Raw genomic sequence first — 22,805 nt, forward strand, 5'->3', positions numbered from 1 at the left:
ACTCCTCGAAGACCGCAAAAAATACAGAGAGAACGAGGTAGCCGATCAGTCGTCCGCGGGAGCGGGACTGTCGCCGGACTCCTCGGCCTGCTTTTTGGTGTGAGCGAGCTTGCCGCCGGCCGCGAGGATGTCGCGCTCGCGTTCGGAGGCGTCGAGCTGCGCGGTCGCCTCCCAGTCGTCGTTCACGCGGATCGTGAACTCCTCCTGGCCGGACTGGACCGCCTCGGCGACGTCGTCGACGATCTCGACGTCGTCGCCCTGCTCGATCCGCTCGTAGGTGTCCTCGTCGATGGTCAGCGGGATCAGGCCGAAGTTGAAGAGGTTCGCCTTGTGGATGCGGGCGAAGCTCTGGGCCAGCACGCCCTCGACGCCGAGGTACATCGGACAGAGGGCGGCGTGCTCGCGGGAGCTACCCTGACCGTAGTTCTCGCCGGCGACGAGGAAGCCGCCGTCGGCCTCAAGCGCGCGGTCGGCGAACGTCTCGTCGATGCGCGAGAGGGTGAACTCCGAGAGCTTCGGGACGTTCGACCGGTACATCAGGATGTCCTGGGTCGCGGGGATGATGTGGTCGGTCGTGATGTTGTCGTCCATCTTCAGCAGGGTCGGGCCCTGGAGCTTGGAGTCGAGCGGGTCCTTCAGCGGCACGTCGCCGATGTTGGGGCCCTTGACGAGCTCGTCGTCGACGGCCTCGTCGGGGCTGATGAGGTCCGTCTTGGAGGCGTCGTACTGCTCGGGGAGCTCGATGCCGGGCGCCTCGAGGTCGTCGAGCTCGTCGGACAGGTCGCGGGGATCGACGATCTCGCCTTTGAGCGCCGCGGCGGTCGCGACCTCGGGCGAACAGAGGTAGACGTTGTCGTCCTCGATGCCCGAGCGGCCCTCGAAGTTGCGGTTGAAGGTTCGCAGCGACACCGAATCGGAGGCGGGCACGTGGCCGATGCCGATACAGGCGCCGCAGGTCGCTTCCGAGAAGTTGACGCCGGCCGCCATCATCTCGGCGACCCAGCCCTGGCGGGCCAGGATCTCGGAGGCCTGCTTCGAGCCGGGGGCGACGATCATGTCGGTCTTCTTGTCGACCTCGCGGCCCTCCAGCATCTTCGCGCCGGGGAGGATGTCCTCGTAGCCGCCGTTCGTACAGGAGCCGATGATGACCTGGTCGACGTCCTGGCCCGCGACCTCGCGGACCGGCACGACGTTGTCGGGCATCGACGGCTGGGCGATCAGCGGTTCCAGATCCGAGAGGTCGACGACGATCTCGTCGTCGTACTCGGCGTCGTCGTCGGGCTGGAGCTCGACGTACTCCTCGCCGCGGCCGACGCGCTCGAGGTAGTCCTGGGTCTGCTCGTCGGTCGGGAAGATCGACGTCGTGGCGCCCAGCTCGGTACCCATGTTGGTGATCGTCATCCGCTCGGGCGCGGTCAGCGTCTCGACGCCCGGGCCGGTGTACTCGAGGATCTTGCCGACGCCGCCCTTGACGCTCAGGCGTCGCAGCAGCTCGAGGATGACGTCCTTCGCGGTGGCCCAGTCGGGCAGCTCGCCTTCGAGGCGAACGTTGACGACTTCGGGCATCTCGATGTAGTAGGGCGCGCCGCCCATCGCGACGGTGATGTCGATCCCGCCGGCGCCGATCGCGAGCTCGCCGAGCCCGCCGGGAGTCGGCGTGTGGGAGTCGCTCCCCAGCAGCGTCTTGCCGGGCGCGGCGAAGTTCTCCCGGTGGACGTTGTGGCAGATGCCGTTGCCGGGGCGCGAGAAGTGCGCGCCGTAGGTGCCGGCCGCAGAGCGGAGGAAGCGGTGGTCGTCCGTGTTCTTAAAGTCGAACTGATAGGTCTGGTGGTCGCAGTACTGGGCGGCGAGTTCCGTCTGGACGTTGTCCAGTCCCATCGCCTCGAACTGCAGCCAGACCATCGTCCCCGTGGTGTCCTGCGTGAGGACCTGGTCGATCTCGATGCCGATCTCCTCGCCGGTTTCCAGCTCGCCTTCGACGAGGTGGTCATCGAGAATTTTCTCTGTCAGAGTTTGTCCCATAGCGGCCGGATATCGTCTTTCCTCGGATATAAATCCCGCGAGTCCCTCCTGTACGACCGTTCACAATCCGCCCCGCCACAGCGGTCTTTAACTTAAATAGCCGAGAGGAATACGTACGTTCGTACGTATCGAGGTTAGTTCCGGAATTGTTCACCGATGGCGACGTTCGATCCGTCGTCGCGCACGGTCTCGACGGCCGAACGGTCCGCGCCGGCGGGGCGTTCCGCCGGAACCCGGAGTATCACCGCGGTTCCGTCGGCCTCGTCGCACTCGAAGGACAGCGTGGCGTCGAGCCGCCGGGCGCCCCACTTGACGAGCCAGAGCCCGACGCCGCTGGTGTGTCTGAGTGCGGTCTCCGTCCCCTCGAGGACGGCCTGCCGGTCCTGTTCGGGGATGCCGCAGCCGTCGTCGCGGATCGTGATCTCGACGCGGTCGCCGCGATCGGCGACGCCGACACGAACCACGTCGCCGCCGTGTTCGACGGCGTTCCCGATCAACTCGACCACGACGTCTTCGAGCACGTCCGGCTCCGTGCGGACCTGCGCGTCCCCGCGGACCGTCAGCGAAATGTCAGCTCCGGGATTGTCTACCCGGGCGGTCTCGACGACCGCTTCCAGTACGGCCTCGAGATCCGCCTCTACCGGGTCGGGGTCCGTCCCCGGGGCGAGTTCCTCGATGCGTCGCATCTTGTCGGCGATCGACAGCAGATCGCGCGCGCTCTCCCGGATCGGCGAAATCCGGCGCTCCGTGACGTCGGCGACCTCCCGTTCGAGCAGCTGGGCCTGCCCGTCGACGACGTTCAGCTCGTTGCGGATGTTGTGCCGGAGCAGCCGCTGGAGCACCTGCAGTCGCTGGCGGTGCTGTTCGACGGTGGTGACGTCCCGGCACAGCAGCGTCCGGCCGATCGGACGGCCGAAGTCGTCGGTGACCGGGGACGAGGAGACGTCGATCCGCCGCCGGTCGCCGGTCGAGTACGACGCCGGCAGCTCCGCGAGTTCGGGGAACGCCTCGCCGACGACGTCGCGGAGCGGAACCCCGCGGACCTCGCGGTCGGCGCAGTCGAACACGGCCTCGGCGGCGGGGTTGATCCGAACGATCTCGTCGGCGGCGTTGAGCACGACGACGCCGTCGTCCAGATCGTCGAGCGCGGACCGCTCGCCGATGCGCCTGGTCGCCGGAGCGACCGATAGCAGCTCGTGAGAGAACAGCGCCCGGCCGAACGCCAGCGCCGTGATCGGGAACGCGAACGGCGTCGGATTGACGGGAATCTTCGAGAGAACGCCGAGGCCGACGAGCAGTCCCGTACCGATACACGCGCTCGCGCCGACCAGCAGCGCGAGCGTCTGGCCCATCTCGACGCCCGACGACAGGAAATGCCAGGCCAGCACGACCAGCCCGGCCAGCAACAGCGCGAAGATGAACGCCAGGGTGGCGTACCCCCAGGGCCCCATCGTCAACTCGGCGACGGCGAGCCCGTGGTCCGTGTAGGCCGTCGCGTCGCGCACGGCGACGCCGCCGGGGTTCACACCCAGCACGGGGAGCGAAGCCGCCGGGAACGCGAGCAGGCCCGCGACTCGGGCACGCGACAGCGTTCCCAGGCCCGTGTACGCGAGAATGAACCCGAGCCAGGCGACGGCCACCACCGACCCCAGCCAGAGCAGCCCCGTCTCGATCGTCGCGGCGTACTCGACCGGAAGCACCGCGCCGACGACGACGAGCAGCGTCCAGGCCGACTGCAGCGCCATCAGCGCGATGAACCAGTCGCCGCCGGCTTCGCGGCGGTGGGCCGCGGCGTACACCGCGAACGCTCCCGCGATCCCCGCCGAGCACAGCAATGCGAGCACGTAGCCCCAGGCGGGAATCATATTTACGCAACGAACCAGTGTATAAAACGCGCCGACTTTACTCTTGTGTCTATTGTTGGCGAAATATACTGTCGGGAAGCGGGTACGCAGAGCGCACCACGTCGCGCGGCGCCGATCCGAACGGTCGCGAACGCGGATCGCGACGGTCCGAAACTGACTTGCCGGGCGGGCGACCTCGTGGGCGCATGTTCCGATCCGGCGCGTTCGTCGCCGACCACGTGTCGCCAGTCGCCGGCGAACAGGTCCAACCCAACGGCGTCGACCTCACGGTTGAAGCCGTCTTCGAGCAGGTCGAACCGGGACGCATCGGCCGCGACGGCAAGCGAATCGGCGAGCGCGAGGAGATCGAGCCCTCGGTCGCTAGCGCTCCCGAGGACACCGATGCTGGGGTACCGACGTTCCGCCTCTCGCCCGGCGGCTACGTCGCCCGCTACGGCGAGACGATCTCGATCCCCGAGGGTCACGTCGGGTACGTCCTCCCGCGGTCGTCGCTGATGCGTAACTCCGCGATGCTTCACACCGCGGTCTGGGACGCCGGCTACACAGGTAGAGGCGAGGGGCTGCTGGAGGTCAACCACGACCTCGAACTGGAGCGGGGCGCTCGCATCGCCCAGCTGGTGTTTGCGCGGGCGGACCACGAGGAGACCTACGACGGATCGTACCAGGGCGAAAATATCGAGTAAGCCGGCCCCACTGTGGTGCGGTAGCAAAACGGAAGCGGCCACGGGCCGGTCGCAACGGACCACGTAGGGCGAGGTAACCCCACGTTACCGTCGCGTAAGACGCATTCAAAGCGCCTGTAGCGCCCTCCAAACGCTCGTGAAAGCCGTGAACGGTTCTCGGTGTTCAAGACGGGTCCTCGCTAGTGGATCGAACGCAGGTCACTCTATGAGCCAAAAAATGCGAGGACAAGAGAGAGACGTAGCGTCGGAGGCCGGAACGGACTTCGCGCTGTTCGCGTCGGTCGTCTCGGTCGCGATGTCGTTGTACGCCTTCTTCGGGCGAGGCGACCGGGAGCTGGGGATCTTCGTCGGGCTGTGGGCGCCGACGATCCTCACGCTCGCGAACCACTTCAAGCAGCGCCAGTTCGAACAGCGCCTCAAGATGATCCCGATCGCGCCCTCGGCGTCGAACGTCCGGGAGACGATCGAGGACCTGCTGCGATCGAGCCAGTAGACGAGTCGTCGCGGCAGCCATTTTTCGGACGGTAGCGATCGAGAAGCGGCGGGTGCGGCGTCCGGACGAGCGCAGCGAGTCCGGGCTCGAAGCGAGTACGCTTCGGCGTCCGACCGCGAGTCAGCCCAGTCGCTCGCTCAGTCGCCGACTCGGCCGGCGGGATCGAGCGCCGCGGCGTCGAGATCGTACTGGCGGATCGCGCCGACGATCGCGTAGACGACGGGCGTGTCGAGAACGGCGATCGCCAGCTTGAGCAGGTACTGGCCGACGATCAGCGACGCGAGGAAGCCGGCGCCGGGAACGTCGCCGTTGCCCAGGAGCGCCGGCGCGATCGCGAACCCGACGGTGACGAAGATCACGGTGTCGATCGCCTGACTGCTGGCGGTCGAACCGACGTTCCGCAGCCAGAGGTGGTCGCCGTCGGTGTACTCCCGGAGCCGGTGGAAGACGAGCACGTCCCAGTTCTGGCTGACGACGTACGCCAGCAGGCTCGCGACGACGATGTTCGTGCTCGCGCCCAGCACCGTCGCGAACGTGTCGGCCGCGACCTGCGAGGTCGGAGCGACCGGCGCCGCGATCGTCGACCAGACCAGCGCCAGCAGCACGAAGTTCATCGCGAAGCCGACGTTGACCATCACCTGCGCGGCCCGCCGACCGTACAGCTCGGCGTAGCAGTCGCTCGCCAGGAACGTGACGGCGTAGGCCAGTGCGGCGCCGGGCAGCGCGAGCTGGGCGCCGACGATCGGCAGTTCGAAGGGCAGCGAAAAGCCCAGGATCTTCGAGGCGGTCAGCTGTGCGGTCACCAGCGCGGTGACGAACAGGCCGATCAGCGTCACCTGCCCGACCGTCGGCGTCGCCGCGGCGCGGGGGCTGTCGCGTGGCATCTCTGTGCCCGACCAGTCGGGCCGGGGGCAAGATGGTTTCTACTCGCGGTTGCCAGTTCGCGTCGCCGGCGACCCACCCGGTACAGTTCACCGCGGCGAGGGCCCGACGGTCGGAAACACTGTAAGGAATCGGCCCGTCACCGTCGAGTATGCTGATCGGCGTCATCTCCGACACCCACGACAACGTCGCGGCGGTCGACCGAGCGGTCGAGATCTTCGAGGATGCGGACGTCGACGCGGTGATCCACTGCGGCGACGTGATCGCCCCGCCCGTGGTGCCCCACTTCGAGGGGCTGGAGGTCCACGCCGTGCTGGGCAACAACGACGGCGAGCTCGACGGGCTGGAGTCGGCGTTCCGCGCCCTGGGCAACGGCAGCGAACTCCACGGCCGCTTCGCGGATCTGGAGTTCGACGGAACTCGCTTCGCGGTGCTGCACAGCGAGGACACCGACGACGTCGAGGCACGCGCCCGATCCGGCGAGTACGACTACGTCTGCTACGGCCACCACCACGTCGCAGAGGAGCGCGACGTGGAGGGAACGACGGTGCTCAACCCCGGCGCGCACTTCCCGGACGTCCCCGAAGAGCAACACAGCGTCGCGCTGGTCGACACCGCGAGCGACGAGGTGGAGTTCCACGACGTCGCAGTCTGAGCACCGCCGTCGGCGAAGAAACGCAAAGGCTCAACTCGCCGGCGCGCGAGCGATTCGCGCATGGACAAGCAGGCACTCCGCGAGCGCGTCTGGAACGATCTGGAGGACAGCGGCGAGGCACGGTTTCCCTACCCGCCCCACGGGAGAATTCCCAACTTCGCGGGCGCGGACGACGCCGCCGATCGGCTCGCCGAGACGGACGCCTGGCGAGCGGCGGACGCGATCAAGTCCAACCCCGACGCTCCACAGCTCCCGGTCCGGCGTGCGGCGCTGCGGGCGGGGAAGACGGTGTACATGGCCGTCCCGCGGCTGCGCGACGAGGAGTGTTTCCTCCGGCTCGATCCCGCGGAGATCGACGACGTCGACCACGCGACGACGATCGGCGGCTCCGCGGAGGTCGGCGTGCAGGTCCACCCCGAGTCGATGCCGTCGATCGACCTGATCGTCGCCGGCAGCGTCGCGGTGTCTGAGAGGGGCGCCCGCGTCGGCAAGGGCGAGGGGTACAGCGATCTGGAGTACGGCGTCCTGCAGGCGTTCGACCTCGTCGCCGAGTCGACGACCGTCGCGACGACCGTCCACGAACGCCAGATCGTCGACGAGGACGTTCCGGTCGACGCCCACGACGTGCCCCTCGATCTGGTGGTGACGCCCGAGCGGACGATCGAGACAGAGACGCCCCACGATCGGCCGGACGGGTTGGACTGGGAAGCGCTGTCCGACGAGCGGATCGAGGAGATTCCCGTTCTCGGGTCGCTGCGGTCGTAGCCGGGACGCGTCGATGCGTCGCGGCGAGACGCCGAGTCACAACTTGCTCCGGACAGCGAGCCGAAACCGGTTTGCCGGACGCCTGCAGAGGATCGCGTACGAATGGCCCCGCAAGACTGGCGAACGTACCTCGTCACTCAGGAGAGCCTCTCGGCCGGTCGGAGCACCGTCGAGATCGCCCGTGCGGCGATCGAGGGCGGCGTCGACGCGATCCAGCTCCGGGACAAGGAACGGAGCGCGAAGCGCAGATACGAGACCGGGCGCGAGTTGCGCGAGTTCACCGCCGAGGCCGACGTCGATCTGATCGTCAACGACCGGGTCGATCTCGCGCGGGCGATCGACGCCGACGGCGTCCACCTCGGACAGGACGATCTGCCGGTGCCCGCGGCGCGCGAGCTGCTCGGCAACGATGCGATAATCGGCAAGTCGACCTCCTTCGTCGAGGAAGCGATCGAGGCCGAGCGCGAGGGCGCGGACTACCTCGGCGTCGGCGCGGTGTACGGCACGAGTTCGAAGGACGTCCCCGACGACGAGGCCGACTTCGGCCCCGAGCGCGTGGCCGAGATCGTCGAGGCGGTCGAGATTCCCGTGGTGGGAATCGGGGGCATCGACGCAGCGAACGCCGCCGCAGTCGCCGAGGCGGGCGCGGTCGGCGTCGCGGTCATCTCGGCGATCACGCGGGCCGACGATCCTGCGGCGGCGACGCGAGCGCTTCGCGAGGCCGTCGAGCGCGGGCGCGACGCGTAGATCGACCACGCACCCGCCTTGCTCTCGGCGTCGCGTGACGTGCGTCGATATCTGACGGCCCGACCGATTCGGGTCTGCCGTCGAGAGAGGAACCAAATGGTCTATATTCGAGAAATAGCCCTAAGTGCCACCCATTCATTTTGCTAGAACGTTAATAGATGAGTGATCGCCCATGTTAACTGGGGAAGATGGCAAAATCGAACAGCCCATCGGTGGGTCGTCGGAGCACGAGTTCCTCGCCGGCGAGCGCGCGCTCGACGAGGTACGGTCGGACGTCGTCTCGTTCATCAGGCGCCGGGTGGCCGAAGCCGGGGCGAACGGGGCGGTCGTCGCGATGAGCGGCGGCGTCGACTCGACGCTCACCGCCGCGCTCGCGGCCGAGGCGGTCGGCAGCGACCGCGTGCTCGGGCTGGGACTACCGTGTAACAAGCTCGACAGCCACCACATGGCGGACGCCCGAACGGTCGCCGAGGGGCTGGGGATCGAGTTTCGCGAGATCCAGTTGCAACCGCTGCTCGACGCGTTCGAGGACGCCGTCGCCGGGATCGACTCCCGGGAGAGGGCGACCGAAAACGCGATCGCGCGGCTGCGGATGGCCTGCGCGTACTACGCCGCAAACGCCCGGTCGCGGCTCGTGGTCGGGACCGCCAACCGCTCGGAGCGGCTGCTGGGGTACTTCACGAAGTACGGCGACGGCGCGGCCGACCTGTATCCGATCGGAGACCTCTACAAGACGGAAGTTCGGGCGCTCGCGCACCACGTCGGCGTCCCCCGGCGCATCGTCCGCAAGGCGCCGACCGCCGGGTTGCGGGTCGGACAGACCGACGAGAAGGATCTCGGCGCGACCTACCCGGTGATCGATCGGTTGCTCCGCGGGATGATCGACCGGCGCGAGGACGTCGAAACGGCCGCCGACGGCGCCGGCGCCGATCAGGCCACCGCCGAACGGATCGCCGACCGGTACCGCGACACGGTCCACAAGCGGGCGGTTCCGCCGACGCCAGGACTCTCGGATCGCGGAACGGGGCGACCGGCACACCTCCTCCATCTCGAAGAGCGGGAGGCGTCGGGAGACGGCGATCGCGAGTGACGCGCGGCGGAGACGGACGCTGATCAGACGAACTCGTCGAGCCCGCTCTGGGGATCCGATTCGGGCGCATCGACCGGCTCGACGATCGCGGGCGAGTCGTTGCTCGGGTCGTTGACCGCCGTCGAGATCGGGTACTTTTCGAAGCCCTCGCCGGTGTGGGGTTCGAGCAGATCGTCTTTCTCCGGCGGCTCGTCGCCGAGCCAGTCGCGTTCGTCGTCGGCGTCGAAGATCACCGGCATCCGGTGGTGGAGCGGGTCCAGCAGCTCGTTGGGCTCGGTGGTGAGGATCGCCGTCGACTCGACGGTCCGGTCCTTGCGCTCCCAGCGCGACCAGACGCCGGCCATCGCGAACGGCTCGCCGTCCGCGCGCTCGACGCGGAACGGCTGAGTCCCGTCGGTGCGATCCTGCCACTCGTAGAAGCCGTCGGCGACGACGAGACAGCGTTTTTGCTCGTACGCTTCGCGGAACGCCGGCTTCTCGTCGATCGACTCCGCGCGGGCGTTGATCAGCCCGTTCCACTCGTCGGGGTCGTCGGCCCAGGCAGGGACGAACCCCCAGTGGAGGTGATCGAGCGTCTCGGGCGCGTCGTCGCGGATCGTCGCGATCGGCGTCTCCGGGGCGACGTTGTACCGCGGTTCGTACGCCTCGGAGACGCTCACGTCGAACCGCTCTTCGAGCGCCGACGGCGAGGCGAACAGCGAGGTGCGGCCGCACATATGGCCGGCTTCGGGCCGGAGGAGCCTAAATCGTCCGAAGGTCGGGGCTCGACGACGCCCGTCGGCGTCGCGCGACGCCGACGGTCAGCCAGCCGACAGACGCCGCCGACCGGCTACCCGTGCGGTGAGCAGATTCATATCCGAGGAGCGTGAAGTATGAGAACATGGACCGAGAAGAGAGCGACCGCGAGTTCGTCGTCGTGGACGACGATCCAGACACCGACTTCGTCATCGTGGAGGAGGAGTCTGCGGACGCGGAATCCCGACGTGACGACGAGCTCGTCGCGGTGCCCGACGCCGACGCGCGGTACCCCGGTCTGGTGCCCGTCGAGTCGCTCACCGAGACGGGCTTCGTCATCGTCGACGAACCGGTCGAGGAGACGGACTTCGTCATCGTCGAGGACGCTCGCGAGGATGGCGACGCCGCCCCGGAACCGGCTGGCGATACCGAACTCGCGCTCGCGGACGCTACCGATCTCGTGCTCGCGGAAGACGCCGATCCCGTGCTTGCGGACGAGGACGGTCTCGTCCCGGCGGACGACGAGACGCCGACGGGCGGCACGGTTCCGAACCCGTTCGTCCCGGACCTGTTCCGACCGGGTCGCGGGAGCTAAACGCAGCCGGGGAACTCCTCGCCCTGCACCGCGACCGAGTCGACCCAGTCGGGCCGTTCCTCGGCGGACTTCGTAAATCGCGATCGGGCGTCCATGTACGACATGATGAGCGCGCGCCGCCAGTCGTCGGTGTCGTTGGGCGACGTGTAGTGAGGCAAGAGACAGTGCGTGAACAGGGCGCTGCCGGCTTCCATCGGCACCGGCTCCGCATCGGCGGGCTCGTAGTCGCGCTCGCCGATGACGATGTCGGTGTCGTACTCGACGGACTCGTGGCTCAGCAGCCCGTCGGTGTGGGCGCCCGGTACGACCTGCATGCAGCCATTTTTAGGCGTGGCGTCGTCGAGGGCGATCCAGACCGTGACGTGCTCGAACGGTCGGATCGGGTAGTAGGCGGCGTCCTGGTGGAACCCCTTCTCGCTGCCGACCTGTGGGGGCTTGAACATCGCCGCGCTGCGCAGCAGTTTGAGATTCGGTCCGAGCAGATCCGCGGCGACCGCGGTGATCGTCTCGTCGGTCATCACGTCGCGGAACACGCCGTCGTCGCGGACCATCCCGAGCCCCTCGAACTTCCGGACGGCGTCGGCCTCCTCGGCGACGTCGACCTCGCCGCGCTCGACGGCCGGCTCGATCTGGGACTGGAAGGTGTCGGGCGCGCGGTCGCCGTGCGTGTACTCGCGGAGGCGCTCGCGCACCGTCTCGACCGTCTCGGGAGCGAGGGCGTCCTCGACCACGACGTAGCCGTCGGTCTGGTACTGCTCGAACTCGGCGTCGGACAGGTGCATATTCAACACTCGGTGGTATTCTGCAGTAATCGTTTTGGTTCCGCATCATATCGCGGTTGTACCACCGAGTAGAATAGTTTTTACCGCAGCGGCGGTTTCGATCGTTCGATGAGTAACGCGACGGGCGGATCGACGGACGGACTGCGCGCGAAACTATCCCGGCTGGGACCGACGTGGATCGCAGGCGCCATCGCCGCGGGCCCGGCCTCGATGGCGGCGGTGCTCGGCGCCGGCGCGACCTTCGGCTACGCGCTGCTGTGGGTCGTCGTGCTCTCGGCGCTTCTGGGCGCGACCGCGCAGTACCTCTCGATGCGGCTCGGGCTGCTGACCGAGCGAGGGATCGTCGGCGCCGTCGAGGAGCACCTCGGCGAGCTCTGGGCGTGGGTGCTGGTGATCGACACGGTGCTCGCGTCGGGGCTGGCCCAGATCGTGATCATGAAGACGGTCGCGGAGGTCAGCGGGACGATCACCGGGTTCGATCCCCGACTCTGGGGCGTCGCCTGGGCGCTGGCGCTGGCGGTCGGCCTCGCGGGCGGCGGCTACCGCTTCCTGGAGACCGGCGCCAAGGCGATCGTCTCGATCGTCGTGCTGGCCTTTGTCGCCACGGCGTTCCTCGTGCCGATCGATCCGGGCGCCGCGGCGGGCGGGCTGGTGCCGACGATCCCGGCCGGCATCGACGGCGCCTTGCTGGCGGCGGGCGTGCTCGGCGGCGCGGTCCACATCACGCTGATCACGATGCAGAGCTACACGATGCGCGCTCGCGGCTGGACCCGCGACGACTACGATATCGGGCTGTTCGACGTCGGCACCTCGATGCTGGTCGCGTTCGGCGTGTTCAGCGTCGCGACGTTCCTCGTCGCCGCGAGCGTGCTCGCCCCCGAACTATCGCCGGGCGGTCAGCTGCAGGCGTCCGCGGCGGCCGCGTCGCTCGGCCCGCTGGTCGGCAATTTCGCAGAGACGCTGTTCATGCTCGGCCTCTGGGCCGCGGCCGTCTCCACGCTGGGCGCGAACACGGTCGTCCCGCCGTACCTGCTGGCCGACAAGCTCGGCTGGGAGACCGACGTCTCCGACGACCGGTTCCGCGCAGCGGTCGTCGCGGTGGCGCTGCTCGGCGGACTCGGGGCGTTCCTCGGCGGGAACTTCTTCTCGCTCCTGACCCAGATGCTCACCTTCGGGCTGATCGGGACGCCGTTCGCGCTCGCGATCGTGCTGTACCTGCTGAACGATCCCGAAGCGGTCCCCGAGACGAACCCCGCGATCGCGAACGTCGGCGGTCTGATCGTGTTCGGGATCGCATCGGTGCTGGCCGGTTCGTACGTCCGGGAGCAGCTTCGGTCCGGCCTCGGGGAACCGGTGCCGACGTTCTTCGTCGCGTTCGCGATCGCGATCGGCGCCGCGACGGTCGCGCTGGTCGGTAAGTTCGTGCGCGAGGCGCGCCGCTCCGCCGCGGGCGTCGACGCCGAGGCGGATGTCTGAGCCGATCGGCTCGGCCGACGAGCTCCCCTTCCCGCTCCGCGGGACGACGCTGGTGACCGGCCCCTCGAACGCCGGGAAGACGCGCCTGACCGCCCGCGCCCTCGACGCCTGGGTCGCCGATCGCGGCGCCGAGGGCGTCGTCGTGCTGGAGTTCGCGCCCGAGATCGAGCGCGACGGCGTCCTGCTCGGCGGGCGACTCGACCGGTTCGTCGAGGTGCCCGACGTCGCGTTTCACGGCATCCTCGATGCCCATGCGCCGCGGGCCGCGGCGAGCGACGAGACCGAAGCTCGCGAGCTCGCTGCGGACAACGCCGAGCGCGCGCGGTCGATTCTGGACGCCGCGCCGGAAGCTCCTGGGGCGGTATTCGTCAACGACGCGACGATCCCGTTCCAGCACGAGGCGGGCGACCTCGACAGGCTGCGCTCGTACTGCGGGGACGCCGACATCGCCGTGCTGAACGCCTTCGAGAGCGACGAACTGGGCGCGGAGCACCCCGTCACGCGACGAGAACGGAACGCGCTCGACGGGTTGCAGGACTGCGCCGACCGACACGTCGGACTCGACGCGGACGGGAGCGAGTGACGGCACCGGACCGGCAGTGACGCCGCGGCGACGCGTCGACCCTGTCACGGTGACGCCGTCGCGCCGCTTCGGTTCCGTCGTAGTGAGGCCGCTGTGACCTGTCGCGATCGGGACAAAGCCGCGGTGGCGACATCTCACGGCGTCGCCAACACCGTTTATGACCCGTGCTACCATAGTTCAGTATGTCCGGCGAGGACCCGAGGACACACCGGACGACCCGGCGCGGACCGTCCGAGCGGCGGACGGCCTGTTCCGGGTTAGGGGCAAAACTGAACTCCCCGTGAGAGGGGAACAAAGTGAACGCCCCGAAGGAGACTCGAAGCGGCCCGGCAACCGCCCGCCCGGGCGGGCGGTCGAGAAGGCCAAGTATCGGACGTCGCGCAAGTGACGTTCGCGAATCTGGCGACGCCGATTGGCGCCGTCAGCACGGTCGTAGGGGCCGCGGAAACCGGCTCCCGTCCGGGTCCTAATCGGGCCCTCGTCGGGAGCGCGACGATTTTATCGGCGATGCCGCTAGTCAGCCGCGGGACCGTCACCCGATGTCGAAGTTGAGCCGATTCTTCGCCTTGTCGACCAGCGCGTCGATCCGGTCCTGGAACTCCTCGACGGAGCGCTCGACGTAGTGGACCTTGCCGCGGGGGATCCGGCGGACCACGTCGTTGCCCTCCTCGTCCTCGCCGGTCTTGACCTGCCAGTGGTCCTGGAAGTAGACGATGTGCTCGTTGTCGACCTCGATCGACTCCACGTCGCCGTCCGGGTCGTCGAACACGATCGTCGCCTGGCCCAGCTCCGGGTCGGGCATGTCGAACTGCGTCTCGGACATGGGTATAGACGCCACGAGAGCGGACAAAAGCGTCGGGGGCGGTGCGAAGTTCGGGGGACGGCCTCCGCGATCATCCGGACCGGGGGACGCCTTATTACCGTACCGCGTGAAGCACCGCGAGAGATGGCGATCGCCCGAAGAATGCGACTCTGGCTCGACGAGCACCTCGGCTACGTCGGAGCGGCGCTCGCGTATCTTGTCGCCGGCATCCACCTCTTTCACCCGCAGTACGGCTTCTCTCGACTGGTCAGGCTTCTCGCGACCGGGAATCTGTCGTTGCTCGGGTACGATCCCCGTCCGCTGGCGTTCGTGTTGTCCGGGTTCGCTATCCTGCTCGGGATCAAGCTCGTGCTCCTCGATTTCGGCCGCAACCCCGTCTACGCGCTCGGAATGTTGCTCGTGACAACCTACTTCGTCGGCTACTTCGCGTGGCACCTGACGGGCCACGGCGGCTTTCTGCCCGGTCGAAAGCCGCTGTATCACGGTTTGCACCCGGTTACGGCGGTCCTGTCGCACCTCGCGAACTATCCGCTGGCCGCCGCGGCGAAGTTCGCCGAGGCGGCGCTGTTCGTCGTTCTCGCGGTTCTGTATCGGCGAGAGACGTGAGCCCGCGCGGTAAACCCCGCTACAGGTACGTGTCCCGCATCGTCTCCTCGAGGATCCCGTCCGGGTCGAGCACGATGTAGACGAGCACGAACGGCTCGCGCGGGTCGAGCACCCACACCGAAAACGGCGGTTCGGCGGACTCGGCCGCACGGGCGACCAGCGGCTCCAGGGGCTTGACGCCGTCGCGGAACTCCGAGAACAGGTCGCGCTGGCCCGCCTGCTCGGCGAACGTGTAGACGACGCCGTTGGGCTCGTTGTCGGTGCTGTAGGTGACCCGCGAGTTCATCGCCTCGCCGGCCGAGCGGGCGGCCTCGAAACACTCCTGGGCGGCCTGGAACACGGCTTCCTCGGTGCGGACGAACCGGAACCGCGTCGGCGAGGTGACGTCCACGTCCTCGATCTCGGGGTCGCCGTCGGTCCACCGTAGCGACGCCGCGACCCGGTTGCCGACCGCCAGATCGGGCGCGTCCGCCGCCGGGACGTAGGTCGGCTCGGCCGACTCGACGTCCAGCAGGAGCCACTCCTCCTCGTCGCGCCCCGGGAGCACGCGGAACCGACCGTCCGACGACTGTTGCATTGGGTGGACGTAGGCCCCCCGGCGTACATGAGTGCCACGACCTGGAGAGGCGCTGACTGCGACCGTCCCAGGCTGTCCCGAAACACAGGCATATCCAGCGCGAGCGCGTAGCCCCGCCCATGAGCGAGGGAGCGTCGGGACTGACGGACACGCCCGGAATCCACCACGTCACCGGGATCGTCGGGGACGCCCAGCGAAACGTCGACTTCTACGCCGGGACGCTCGGACTGCGGCTCGTCAAGCGGACGGTCAACTACGAGGACGTGCTCCGCTATCATCTCTACTACGGGAACGAGCGGGGAGAGCTCGGAACCGTGCTGACGTGCTTTCCGTACCCGAACGACGACCCCGGCCGACTCGGCAAGCCCCAGATCGAGTCGGTCGGCTTCGTCGTCCCGCCGGGCTCGCTCGCCTACTGGGTCGATCGCCTGACAGACCGGGGCGTCGACGTCAAGGGGCCGGACCGGCGGTTCGACGAGCAGTACGTCCGGTTCGAGGATCCGGCCGGAACGCAGGTCGAGCTCGTCACCGGCGAGTCGACGGTCGAGCCCTGGACCGGCGCCGGCGTCCCGGCCGACACGGCGATCCGCGGCGTCCACGGCGTCGCGACGCTGCCGGCGAACCCCTACGCGACCGCGAGCACCCTCGAAACGCTGGGGTTCGAGCTCGCCGAACAGGACGGCGACCGCATCCGCTATCGCGCGAGCGGCGATCGCGCGACCGCGATCGACGTGCTCGACCGCGAGGCGGCCTACGGGCGCGAGGGTATTGGGACGATCCAGCACGTCGCCGTCCGAGCCGAGAGCGTCGACGAGCTCTACGAGTGGCACGACCTGTTCCGCGAGCGCGACTACGACGTCTCGCGGGTGACGGATCGCCACTACTTCCACTCGCTGTACGTCCGCGGCCCCGGCGGGATCCTGTTCGAGCTGGCGACCGAACGGCCGGGACTGACGATCGACGAGGACGTTGCGACAATGGGCGAGTCGCTGGTGCTGCCCGACCGGTTCGAGGACGACCGGGAGATGATCGAGGGGCAGCTGTCACCGATCGAGCTGCCCGAACGAGAACGATCCGACTGAGCGACCGGATCGCTCCCGGACCGGTCGAACGACCGAGTCCGGACGTGCGACCGCGCAACCGACCCGAGATTTCACTGAACCGATCCGCGCGTACCCGGAGGCGAACCTGACCGACGCGCAACTACGCCTAAAGTCGCCGCGCGCGTAGCCTCGCCCGTGCTAGAATCTCTGCAGCGACGCATCGAGAGCGACGGCGAGACGGAGCGTCGACTCGACTCTAACCGGGGACCTGACGCCGAGCGTCGATCGGTCGTCGCGACGCCGCTGTTCAGACTGGGGCGGGCGATCTTCGGCGGCATCCTCGCGCTACTGGCGATCGACAACCTGCGCAACCTCGACGAGCGGATCGAGTACGCCCGGGCGAAGGGCGCGCCCGCTCCGGATCTGTCGGTGCCCGGGATCAGCATTACCCTCCTACTGGGCAGCGTCGGCGTCACGCTCTGGCGACTGCCCTCGGCGTCGGCGGCGGCCGTCGCGACGTTTTTCGCGGCCGTGACGCCCCAGATGCACGACTTCTGGACGATCGAGGACGACGCCGAGCGCCAGCAGGAGTTCTTCCAGTTCCTCAAGAACGGCGCGCTATTTGGAGCGGCGCTCGCGCTCGCGCGACTCGCTCGCAGGCACAGGTAGCGACGACCATCGCCGGACTACTCGGCTGCCGAATCGCCGGCTCGCGAATCACCCGAAGCCACCGACGGATCGGCGACCGTCGCGTTGACGATGATCCCCGTCAGGAGCACGGCCGACGCGAGATACAGACTCGTGAGCATGACGATGATCCCGCTGAGGACGCCGTACACCGCGAACCGGCCGGCGTTGACTGCGTAGAGGTGGACGCCGGCGTGGATGGTGGTGAGCCCGACTGCGGCGGTGATCGCACCCGGAAGCGCCGCCGCCGGTCGGTCGAGCGTCCGCGAGGGGACGTAGTACAGCGGGACGAACACGACCGAGAGCGCGACGACCAGCGCTCCGAGGCCGATCGCCGTCCCGCCCGGCGTGCCGAACAGCGTGCTCGCGAGGATGATTGCGCCGATAGTCAGGACGAGCGATCCCAGGACGACCGCGGCGTCCCTGAGCTGATACCGCAGCGGCCGGTCCCGAACGCCCTCGACGCGCTCGACGACCGCGAGGAAGCCGACGGCGACGTTCGTCGCGCTCCACGCGAGGACGACGATCGCCAGCGCCGCTGCACCGGTTCGGCCGGTCGCGGTCGTCGTCGCCTCGTACACCAGCTGCCGGGCGCCGAGCGTGAGAAACCGGGGCGTCGACGTCTGGACGCGCGCCGCGAGCTGCTCGCCGAACAGCGCGAACACGATCAACAGTACCGGGACGAACGAGACGAACGCGTAGTACGCCAGCGCCGCGGCAGGGTACTTCACCTCCTGCTCGTAGGCTACCCGGACGATCCGCCGTCCGAGAACGAGCGCGTCGGAGAGCCGCCCCATAGTTCCCGGTTCGTGACACGCGCCCATACGTCTGTGTTCGACGGCGGACTGCGACCCAGCGCTACGAGAGGTGGGCGGTGACGTCCGTCGAGGAGACCATCCCGACGTAGTCGTCGTCGACCACGGGGAGATGCTTGATCCCGTAGGTCGTCAGCATCGCGGCGACCTCCTCCATGTAGAGGTCCGGCGTGACGGTCTCGACGTCGGTCGTCATCACGTCCGACACCGCCAGTTCCGACGTGTCCCGTCCGTCGGCGACGGCGTCGAGCACGTCCGTGCTACTCACGATCGACCGCGGCGTCGTCGGGACGACCAGCGCGCTGATGTTTTTGTCTCGCATCCGCCTGGCGGCCTCCTCGACCGTGGCGTCCGCGGGAATCGTCTCCAGGGGCGTCGACATCACGTCTTCGACGGTTACTCTTTCTTCAGAACTCATACGTCTACAGATGGGATCGGGGGGTATGGAGCTTTGCCCCTGACCGGCATCGCCCTCGAAACTCCGGACCGCCGGTTCGCTGCCACCGCCAGTCGCGTCAGCCGAGGCTGATCAACCGCTGACGATCCGCCACTCGACGACGTCGAACGCGTCGACGAAAATCGAGGCTTACCGCTCGTGCGACCGGTTCGGTCGAGGTGCCGTTCTCACGCGCTACAGACCCTGTGAAGGTCGCTCAGCGAGTCGATATCCCAGGTCGGCCAGACGTTGAGCTCCCAGTTCGTGCGGTGGGGACGCCGGATGAACGCCGAATCGATGCCGGCGCGCTCGGCGGCCCGGATGTCGGACTCGTTGTCGCCGACGAACAGCGCCGAATCGGCGTCGAGGTCGGACAGCGCGCGCTTGAGGTAGTGCGGGTTGGGTTTCCGAAGGTCGAGGCTCTCGACGGTCGGCTCGCGGCCGTAGGCGGTGCCGAATCGATGGGAGATCTCGTTGTGCTCCAGCACGAAGTCGACCGTCTCCTGCTGATTCGAGCTGACGATCCCCATCGCGGCGTCGAGGTCGGTCAGCGTGTCGATGTCGTCGTAGAGCGCCTTCCGGCCCTCGCGGACCTCCACCTGCTGGGCGCGCGACAGCGCGCTCTCGCGGGCTTGCCAGAAGGTTTCGGGTTCGAGATCGTACGTGCCGCAGATGCTGTCGACCTGTCGGGGCGTCGCCCCGACGGTCATGTCGTCGACGTGATCGGGCTCCAGGTCGGTGACGCCGAACTCCGAAAACGTCTCCCGGGTCGCCTCCCGGAGGACGTCGAAGTCCGTTCGCTCGACGAGGACACCGTCGTTGTCGAAGATGACGGTATCGTATGTCATATTACATACTGGGCGGTCGGACTGATAAGAGTTTCAGTCGACGCGGCGTCGCGGTAACGGTGGGACTGCTCGAAATTCGGAAGAAGATCACGGTCAACGGGTGACAGAAGTCGGCAAATATTTTCTACGTTCGAGAAGCGAACGGGCGCGACGGGAGTGAGCAAACGCGAAGCGTTTGCGAACTACGTCGCGTCCGCTCGTTTGCGAGGAACGGACGTGACGAGCGAGAGCGGGCGCGACGGGATTCGAACCCACGGCATCTTGGTCCGGAACCAAGTGCTCTGTCCGCTGAGCTACGCGCCCTCGAATACAGTTAGGACTGCGCCGTGGTAAAACCGTTTTGAACCGTAGAGCGGAAGCACAACTGTCGAAGAAGCCGAACCGCGTTCAGGGCTGCTCGCCGGTCTCGATAGAGAACTCGCCGCGGGGGTACGCCACGCAAGTGAGCGTGTAGCCGTCGGACATCTCGCTCTCGCCGAGCATCGACTGGTTGTCGTGCTCGACCAGCTCGTTGGCGTCGCCGTCGATCTGGCCGGCACACGAAACGCACTGGCCCTGGCGACAGGCGTAGGGGAGGTCCCAGCCTTCCTCCTCGCCGCGGTCGAGGATGTTCTCGTTGTTGGCGATCTCGATCGTCTCGCCCTCCTTGACGAACTCGATCTCGTAGTACTCGATCTCGTCTTCGGGGATGTCGGCGGGGCCGCTGCCGCCCGAACCGCCCTCGCCGCCCTCTTCGAGCTCGCCGCCGGCTTCGCCGCCGCCGATGGCGCCCGCCGGGGCGCCGCCGCCGATCGAGCGGTTCATCGGCTCGGGGAAGTCGGTCTCGGGGACGCTCTCGGCGCGTCGGTCGAGAACCTGCTGGGAGATGTCTTCGTTTGCGGTCCAGCCCGTGCCCCGCGAGAAGTGCATGAGCACGGCAACCAGGGTCAGTCCGATCCCGATAGCGACCCCCAGTTCGTTCACCATATGCGCCCAGATTCGAAGTGCGGGTTTAATTGGTTTGTGTTTCCCGACCACCTTTTCCCTACCACCTTTTTCCCGTTCGGGTGGCCTCGCTGCGCTCGGCCACCTCTCACGGCAAAAACGTGGGCGAAAAAGGCCGATTCCTCACTTCGTTCGGAATCGGTGAAACGCCTCGCTTCGCTCGGCGTATGCTCCACCACTAGCCCCGTTGTCGGACCGCTACTCGTCTTTCCGCGCGACTTCGTGCCGTCCGAAGCCGTAGCGAAGCCGGTTGGCGAGGCGGCGGGAGAACCGGTCGTCGCGGCTGGCGAACCGCTCGGAGAGCGCCTGGTAGATCAGCGGAAGCGGCACCTCCTGTTCGAGCGCCTCCTGAACGGTCCAGGTTCCGGTCGAGCCGCCGGCGACGTAGTCGTCGACGTCGCCGAGGTCGGAGCCCTCCTCGCGGAATGCCTCCTCGCAGAGTTCGAGCAGCCACGAGCGGATCACGGCGCCGTTGTTCCACGTGCGCGCAACGGCTTCCAGATCGAGATCGTAGCGGCCGTTCGCGAGGAGCTCGAAGCCCTCACCGTAGGCCTGCATGAGCGCGTACTCGACGCCGTTGTGGACCATCTTGACGTAGTGGCCGCTGCCGGCGGGGCCCATCCGGTCGTGCCCTTCCGGACCGGTCGCGACGGCGTCGAAGATCGGCGTCAGCTCGTCGTAGGCCCACTCGGGGCCGCCGATCATCAGCGAGAACCCGAGCTCGGCGCCGGCGGGGCCGCCGCTGGTGCCGCAGTCGAGATACGCCGCGTCGGTCGCCTCCGCTCGACGCACCGAGTCCTCGAAGTGGGAGTTGCCGCCGTCGACGACGATATCGTCGGCGTCGAGCGAGCCCTCCAGATCGTCGAGCGCGGCGTCGACCGCTTTGCCGGCAGGCACCATCAGCCAGATGCGCTTCTCGTCGCCGAGTGCCTCCGCGAGGTCCGTGACGGAGTCGGCCGGCGTCGCGCCGGCGTCCGCCGCCGCCGCGACCGCGTCGTCGTCGAGGTCGAACGCCACCACGTCGTGGCCCGCGTCGAGCACACGCTCGACGACGATCTGTCCCATCCGTCCGAGTCCGATAACGCCGAGTTGCATGGAACACCCTCTCCCGGGGACGTAGGTAGTGATTGCGATTCGTCGGCCGACGCCGTCGAACGGTACAGCCTCGAGACGCGGGACGCTGAACGGTTTCGTCGCCCCACCTATAGTATAATTATAATTGGAACTATAGTATATTCATCTAACAATTAAGAATAATTTTAACTATCATGGTTGTATATGGCGAGTCATGCCATCCGATCACAACGGACGTGGCACGACGTACAGCGCGGACAGACGAACAGTGCTGAAAGGTATCGGCGCGACGGGCGCGGCCCTCGCCGGTGGCGCAGTTGCGTCCGGCACGGGCGCCGCCGCGATCGGCGACTCGGCCGTCCTCCAGTTTTACCACACCAACTGGTCGGACGTCGAGAGCCAGGTGAGCGCAATCGCGGACGCCGGGTTCGACGCGATCCAGCTACCGCCCGCACAGGAATCGAAGCTGACGCGCGCCGATCAGGACGACGACCACCACCCGCCGCTGGGGTATCAGCCGATCAATCACAAGAACTTCGACAGCGAGTTCGGCACGGAAGCCCAGTACCAGTCGCTGGTCGACGCCGCGCACTGGAACGGGCTGAGCGTCATCGCCGACGCGGTCATGAACCACATGGCCGCCGGCGTCGACTTCTCGAACTTCCCGTACTTCAGCTACAACGACTTCCACCACAACGGCGGGATCGACGACTACAGCGACGACTGGCAGGTCGAGAACTGCGACCTCTCGGGGCTGCCGGACCTCGACCAGGACTCGAGCTACGTTCGCGGCCAGCTCAAAGACTACGTCGACAAGTACGCCAGCCTCGGCGTCGACGGCATCCGCTGGGACGCCGCCAAGCACATGTCGGAGTCGTTCTTCGCCAACCACGTCAGCTCGTGGGCGAACGAACACGGCCTGTACTCGGTCGGCGAGGTGCTCCAGGGTTCGAAGAGCTACTGCGACGGCTACGCCCAGACGGGGATGTCGGTGACCGACTACCCGCTGTACTACACGATGAAGGAGGACGCGTTCCACCAGAACGGCGACCTCAGCACGCTCGACGGCGGCGGCTACGTCGACTGGAACTCCTACAGAGCGATGACGTTCGTCTCGAACCACGATAGCGACCCGCCGCAGTACCAGAAGATGGCCTACGCGTACATCCTGACCCAGGAGGGCTATCCGCGGGTGTACCAGAAGGACATGCCCTACTGGGACGGCGACATCAAGGATCTGCTGTGGGTCCGACGGAATCTCGCGGCCGGATCGGCGATCACGCGACACGCCAGCCGGGACCTCTACATCTTCGAGCGGGAGGGGAACCTGCTCGTCGGGCTCAATCGGTCGGGCTCCTGGCAGGGCAAGTGGGTCCCCACGAGCTGGACCAACACCGAGCTCTCGGACTACGTCGGCAACAACGGCGACAACTTCACGACGAACGGCGACGGCTGGGTGCAGATCTGGATCCCGCCGCGAGGGTGGGTCTGCTACGCGCCGGCCTGAACGACGAGCGCGCGACCGCTGCTCGGCTGGGT

The 22,805-nt window shown here is 67.7% G+C and carries 25 protein-coding genes and 1 tRNA gene; 13 read left to right on the forward strand and 13 right to left on the reverse strand.

The window, feature by feature from the left end; translation table 11 throughout:
- Positions 1-45: 45 nt before the first annotated feature.
- Together ABDZ81_RS03115 and ABDZ81_RS03120 are read right to left on the reverse strand one after the other, a co-directional pair.
- Positions 46-2,022 (reverse strand): aconitate hydratase, encoded by a 1,977-nt coding sequence (locus tag ABDZ81_RS03115; RefSeq protein ID WP_343772391.1) that lies wholly within the window; start codon positions 2,020-2,022, stop codon positions 46-48.
- Between the two features lie 134 nt (positions 2,023-2,156).
- Positions 2,157-3,887 (reverse strand): histidine kinase N-terminal 7TM domain-containing protein, encoded by a 1,731-nt coding sequence (locus ABDZ81_RS03120; protein WP_343772392.1) that lies wholly within the window; start codon positions 3,885-3,887, stop codon positions 2,157-2,159.
- Positions 3,888-4,072: 185 nt separating this feature from the next.
- Here ABDZ81_RS03120 and ABDZ81_RS03125 point away from each other — a divergent pair, with 185 nt between their 5' ends.
- Both ABDZ81_RS03125 and ABDZ81_RS03130 read left to right on the forward strand, forming a co-directional pair.
- Positions 4,073-4,570, forward strand: a complete 498-nt coding sequence (locus ABDZ81_RS03125) for a deoxyuridine 5'-triphosphate nucleotidohydrolase (protein ID WP_343772393.1) — start codon at positions 4,073-4,075, stop codon at positions 4,568-4,570.
- 217 nt (positions 4,571-4,787) lie between these two features.
- Positions 4,788-5,063 (forward strand): hypothetical protein, encoded by a 276-nt coding sequence (locus ABDZ81_RS03130; protein ID WP_343772394.1) that lies wholly within the window; start codon positions 4,788-4,790, stop codon positions 5,061-5,063.
- A 137-nt stretch (positions 5,064-5,200) separates the two neighbouring features.
- On the opposite strand, the gene ABDZ81_RS03135 is transcribed toward ABDZ81_RS03130, so the two are convergent.
- Positions 5,201-5,947 carry a queuosine precursor transporter gene (locus ABDZ81_RS03135; protein ID WP_343772395.1) on the reverse strand — a complete coding sequence of 249 codons (747 nt, stop codon included), beginning with the start codon at positions 5,945-5,947 and terminating at the stop codon, positions 5,201-5,203.
- A 149-nt stretch (positions 5,948-6,096) separates the two neighbouring features.
- Between ABDZ81_RS03135 and ABDZ81_RS03140 the strand changes: the two genes are divergently transcribed.
- The 4 genes from ABDZ81_RS03140 (at position 6,097) to ABDZ81_RS03155 (ending at position 9,202) form a co-directional block, all read left to right on the forward strand.
- Positions 6,097-6,600, forward strand: coding sequence for a metallophosphoesterase (locus tag ABDZ81_RS03140; protein WP_343772396.1), 504 nt, complete (start codon positions 6,097-6,099; stop codon positions 6,598-6,600).
- Positions 6,601-6,660: 60 nt separating this feature from the next.
- Entirely contained in the window at positions 6,661-7,365 is a 705-nt protein-coding gene (locus ABDZ81_RS03145) for a 5-formyltetrahydrofolate cyclo-ligase (protein WP_343772397.1), read from the forward strand.
- 102 nt (positions 7,366-7,467) lie between these two features.
- Positions 7,468-8,112, forward strand: a complete 645-nt coding sequence (gene thiE, locus ABDZ81_RS03150) for a thiamine phosphate synthase (protein ID WP_343772398.1) — start codon at positions 7,468-7,470, stop codon at positions 8,110-8,112.
- A 172-nt stretch (positions 8,113-8,284) separates the two neighbouring features.
- A complete protein-coding gene (locus ABDZ81_RS03155; RefSeq protein ID WP_343772399.1) occupies positions 8,285-9,202 on the forward strand; it encodes an NAD+ synthase in 918 nt (305 codons plus the stop codon).
- Positions 9,203-9,225: 23 nt separating this feature from the next.
- Here ABDZ81_RS03155 and ABDZ81_RS03160 read toward each other — a convergent pair whose 3' ends face one another.
- Positions 9,226-9,918, reverse strand: coding sequence for an SOS response-associated peptidase (locus ABDZ81_RS03160; protein WP_343772400.1), 693 nt, complete (start codon positions 9,916-9,918; stop codon positions 9,226-9,228).
- 164 nt (positions 9,919-10,082) lie between these two features.
- On the opposite strand from ABDZ81_RS03160, the gene ABDZ81_RS03165 reads away from it, so the two are divergent.
- Positions 10,083-10,532 carry a hypothetical protein gene (locus ABDZ81_RS03165; RefSeq protein ID WP_343772401.1) on the forward strand — a complete coding sequence of 150 codons (450 nt, stop codon included), beginning with the start codon at positions 10,083-10,085 and terminating at the stop codon, positions 10,530-10,532.
- Here the strand turns inward: ABDZ81_RS03165 and ABDZ81_RS03170 are convergent.
- Entirely contained in the window at positions 10,529-11,314 is a 786-nt protein-coding gene (locus tag ABDZ81_RS03170) for a phytanoyl-CoA dioxygenase family protein (RefSeq protein ID WP_343772403.1), read from the reverse strand. The two genes, ABDZ81_RS03165 and ABDZ81_RS03170, sit on opposite strands and share 4 nt — an antisense overlap.
- Before the next feature lie 108 nt (positions 11,315-11,422).
- Between ABDZ81_RS03170 and ABDZ81_RS03175 the strand changes: the two genes are divergently transcribed.
- Positions 11,423-12,790 carry an NRAMP family divalent metal transporter gene (locus tag ABDZ81_RS03175; protein WP_343772404.1) on the forward strand — a complete coding sequence of 456 codons (1,368 nt, stop codon included), beginning with the start codon at positions 11,423-11,425 and terminating at the stop codon, positions 12,788-12,790.
- On the forward strand, positions 12,783-13,373 hold the full coding sequence (locus tag ABDZ81_RS03180) for a P-loop NTPase family protein (protein ID WP_343772405.1): 591 nt from the start codon (positions 12,783-12,785) through the stop codon (positions 13,371-13,373). The genes ABDZ81_RS03175 and ABDZ81_RS03180 overlap by 8 nt, the downstream gene beginning before the upstream one ends.
- Before the next feature lie 532 nt (positions 13,374-13,905).
- On the opposite strand, the gene ABDZ81_RS03185 is transcribed toward ABDZ81_RS03180, so the two are convergent.
- Positions 13,906-14,196: a hypothetical protein gene (locus ABDZ81_RS03185; RefSeq protein WP_343772406.1), complete on the reverse strand. Its 291-nt coding sequence runs from the start codon at positions 14,194-14,196 to the stop codon at positions 13,906-13,908.
- Positions 14,197-14,319: 123 nt separating this feature from the next.
- On the opposite strand from ABDZ81_RS03185, the gene ABDZ81_RS03190 reads away from it, so the two are divergent.
- Positions 14,320-14,802 (forward strand): hypothetical protein, encoded by a 483-nt coding sequence (locus tag ABDZ81_RS03190; RefSeq protein ID WP_343772407.1) that lies wholly within the window; start codon positions 14,320-14,322, stop codon positions 14,800-14,802.
- Positions 14,803-14,821: 19 nt separating this feature from the next.
- On the opposite strand, the gene ABDZ81_RS03195 is transcribed toward ABDZ81_RS03190, so the two are convergent.
- Positions 14,822-15,379: a DUF6663 family protein gene (locus tag ABDZ81_RS03195; protein WP_343772408.1), complete on the reverse strand. Its 558-nt coding sequence runs from the start codon at positions 15,377-15,379 to the stop codon at positions 14,822-14,824.
- 119 nt (positions 15,380-15,498) lie between these two features.
- On the opposite strand from ABDZ81_RS03195, the gene ABDZ81_RS03200 reads away from it, so the two are divergent.
- Positions 15,499-16,461: a VOC family protein gene (locus tag ABDZ81_RS03200; RefSeq protein WP_343772409.1), complete on the forward strand. Its 963-nt coding sequence runs from the start codon at positions 15,499-15,501 to the stop codon at positions 16,459-16,461.
- 156 nt (positions 16,462-16,617) lie between these two features.
- A complete protein-coding gene (locus ABDZ81_RS03205; RefSeq protein WP_343772410.1) occupies positions 16,618-17,091 on the forward strand; it encodes a DoxX family protein in 474 nt (157 codons plus the stop codon).
- Positions 17,092-17,108: 17 nt separating this feature from the next.
- On the opposite strand, the gene ABDZ81_RS03210 is transcribed toward ABDZ81_RS03205, so the two are convergent.
- The 6 genes from ABDZ81_RS03210 to gnd form a co-directional block, all read right to left on the reverse strand.
- Positions 17,109-17,906: a YhjD/YihY/BrkB family envelope integrity protein gene (locus ABDZ81_RS03210; RefSeq protein WP_343772411.1), complete on the reverse strand. Its 798-nt coding sequence runs from the start codon at positions 17,904-17,906 to the stop codon at positions 17,109-17,111.
- 61 nt (positions 17,907-17,967) lie between these two features.
- Entirely contained in the window at positions 17,968-18,342 is a 375-nt protein-coding gene (locus tag ABDZ81_RS03215) for a CBS domain-containing protein (RefSeq protein WP_343772413.1), read from the reverse strand.
- 206 nt (positions 18,343-18,548) lie between these two features.
- Positions 18,549-19,208: an HAD family hydrolase gene (locus ABDZ81_RS03220; RefSeq protein ID WP_343772414.1), complete on the reverse strand. Its 660-nt coding sequence runs from the start codon at positions 19,206-19,208 to the stop codon at positions 18,549-18,551.
- Between the two features lie 230 nt (positions 19,209-19,438).
- Positions 19,439-19,511, reverse strand: a tRNA-Arg gene (locus ABDZ81_RS03225).
- An 84-nt stretch (positions 19,512-19,595) separates the two neighbouring features.
- A complete protein-coding gene (locus ABDZ81_RS03230) occupies positions 19,596-20,174 on the reverse strand; it encodes a 2Fe-2S iron-sulfur cluster-binding protein (protein WP_343772415.1) in 579 nt (192 codons plus the stop codon).
- Positions 20,175-20,390: 216 nt separating this feature from the next.
- Entirely contained in the window at positions 20,391-21,287 is an 897-nt protein-coding gene (gnd, locus tag ABDZ81_RS03235; RefSeq protein WP_343772416.1) for a phosphogluconate dehydrogenase (NAD(+)-dependent, decarboxylating), read from the reverse strand.
- A 193-nt stretch (positions 21,288-21,480) separates the two neighbouring features.
- Between gnd and ABDZ81_RS03240 the strand changes: the two genes are divergently transcribed.
- Positions 21,481-22,773, forward strand: coding sequence for an alpha-amylase domain-containing protein (locus ABDZ81_RS03240; RefSeq protein ID WP_343772417.1), 1,293 nt, complete (start codon positions 21,481-21,483; stop codon positions 22,771-22,773).
- The last annotated feature ends 32 nt before the right edge of the window (positions 22,774-22,805 follow it).

The organism is Natronoarchaeum mannanilyticum (assembly GCF_039522665.1).
In the GTDB taxonomy this organism is placed as follows: domain Archaea; phylum Halobacteriota; class Halobacteria; order Halobacteriales; family Natronoarchaeaceae; genus Natronoarchaeum; species Natronoarchaeum mannanilyticum.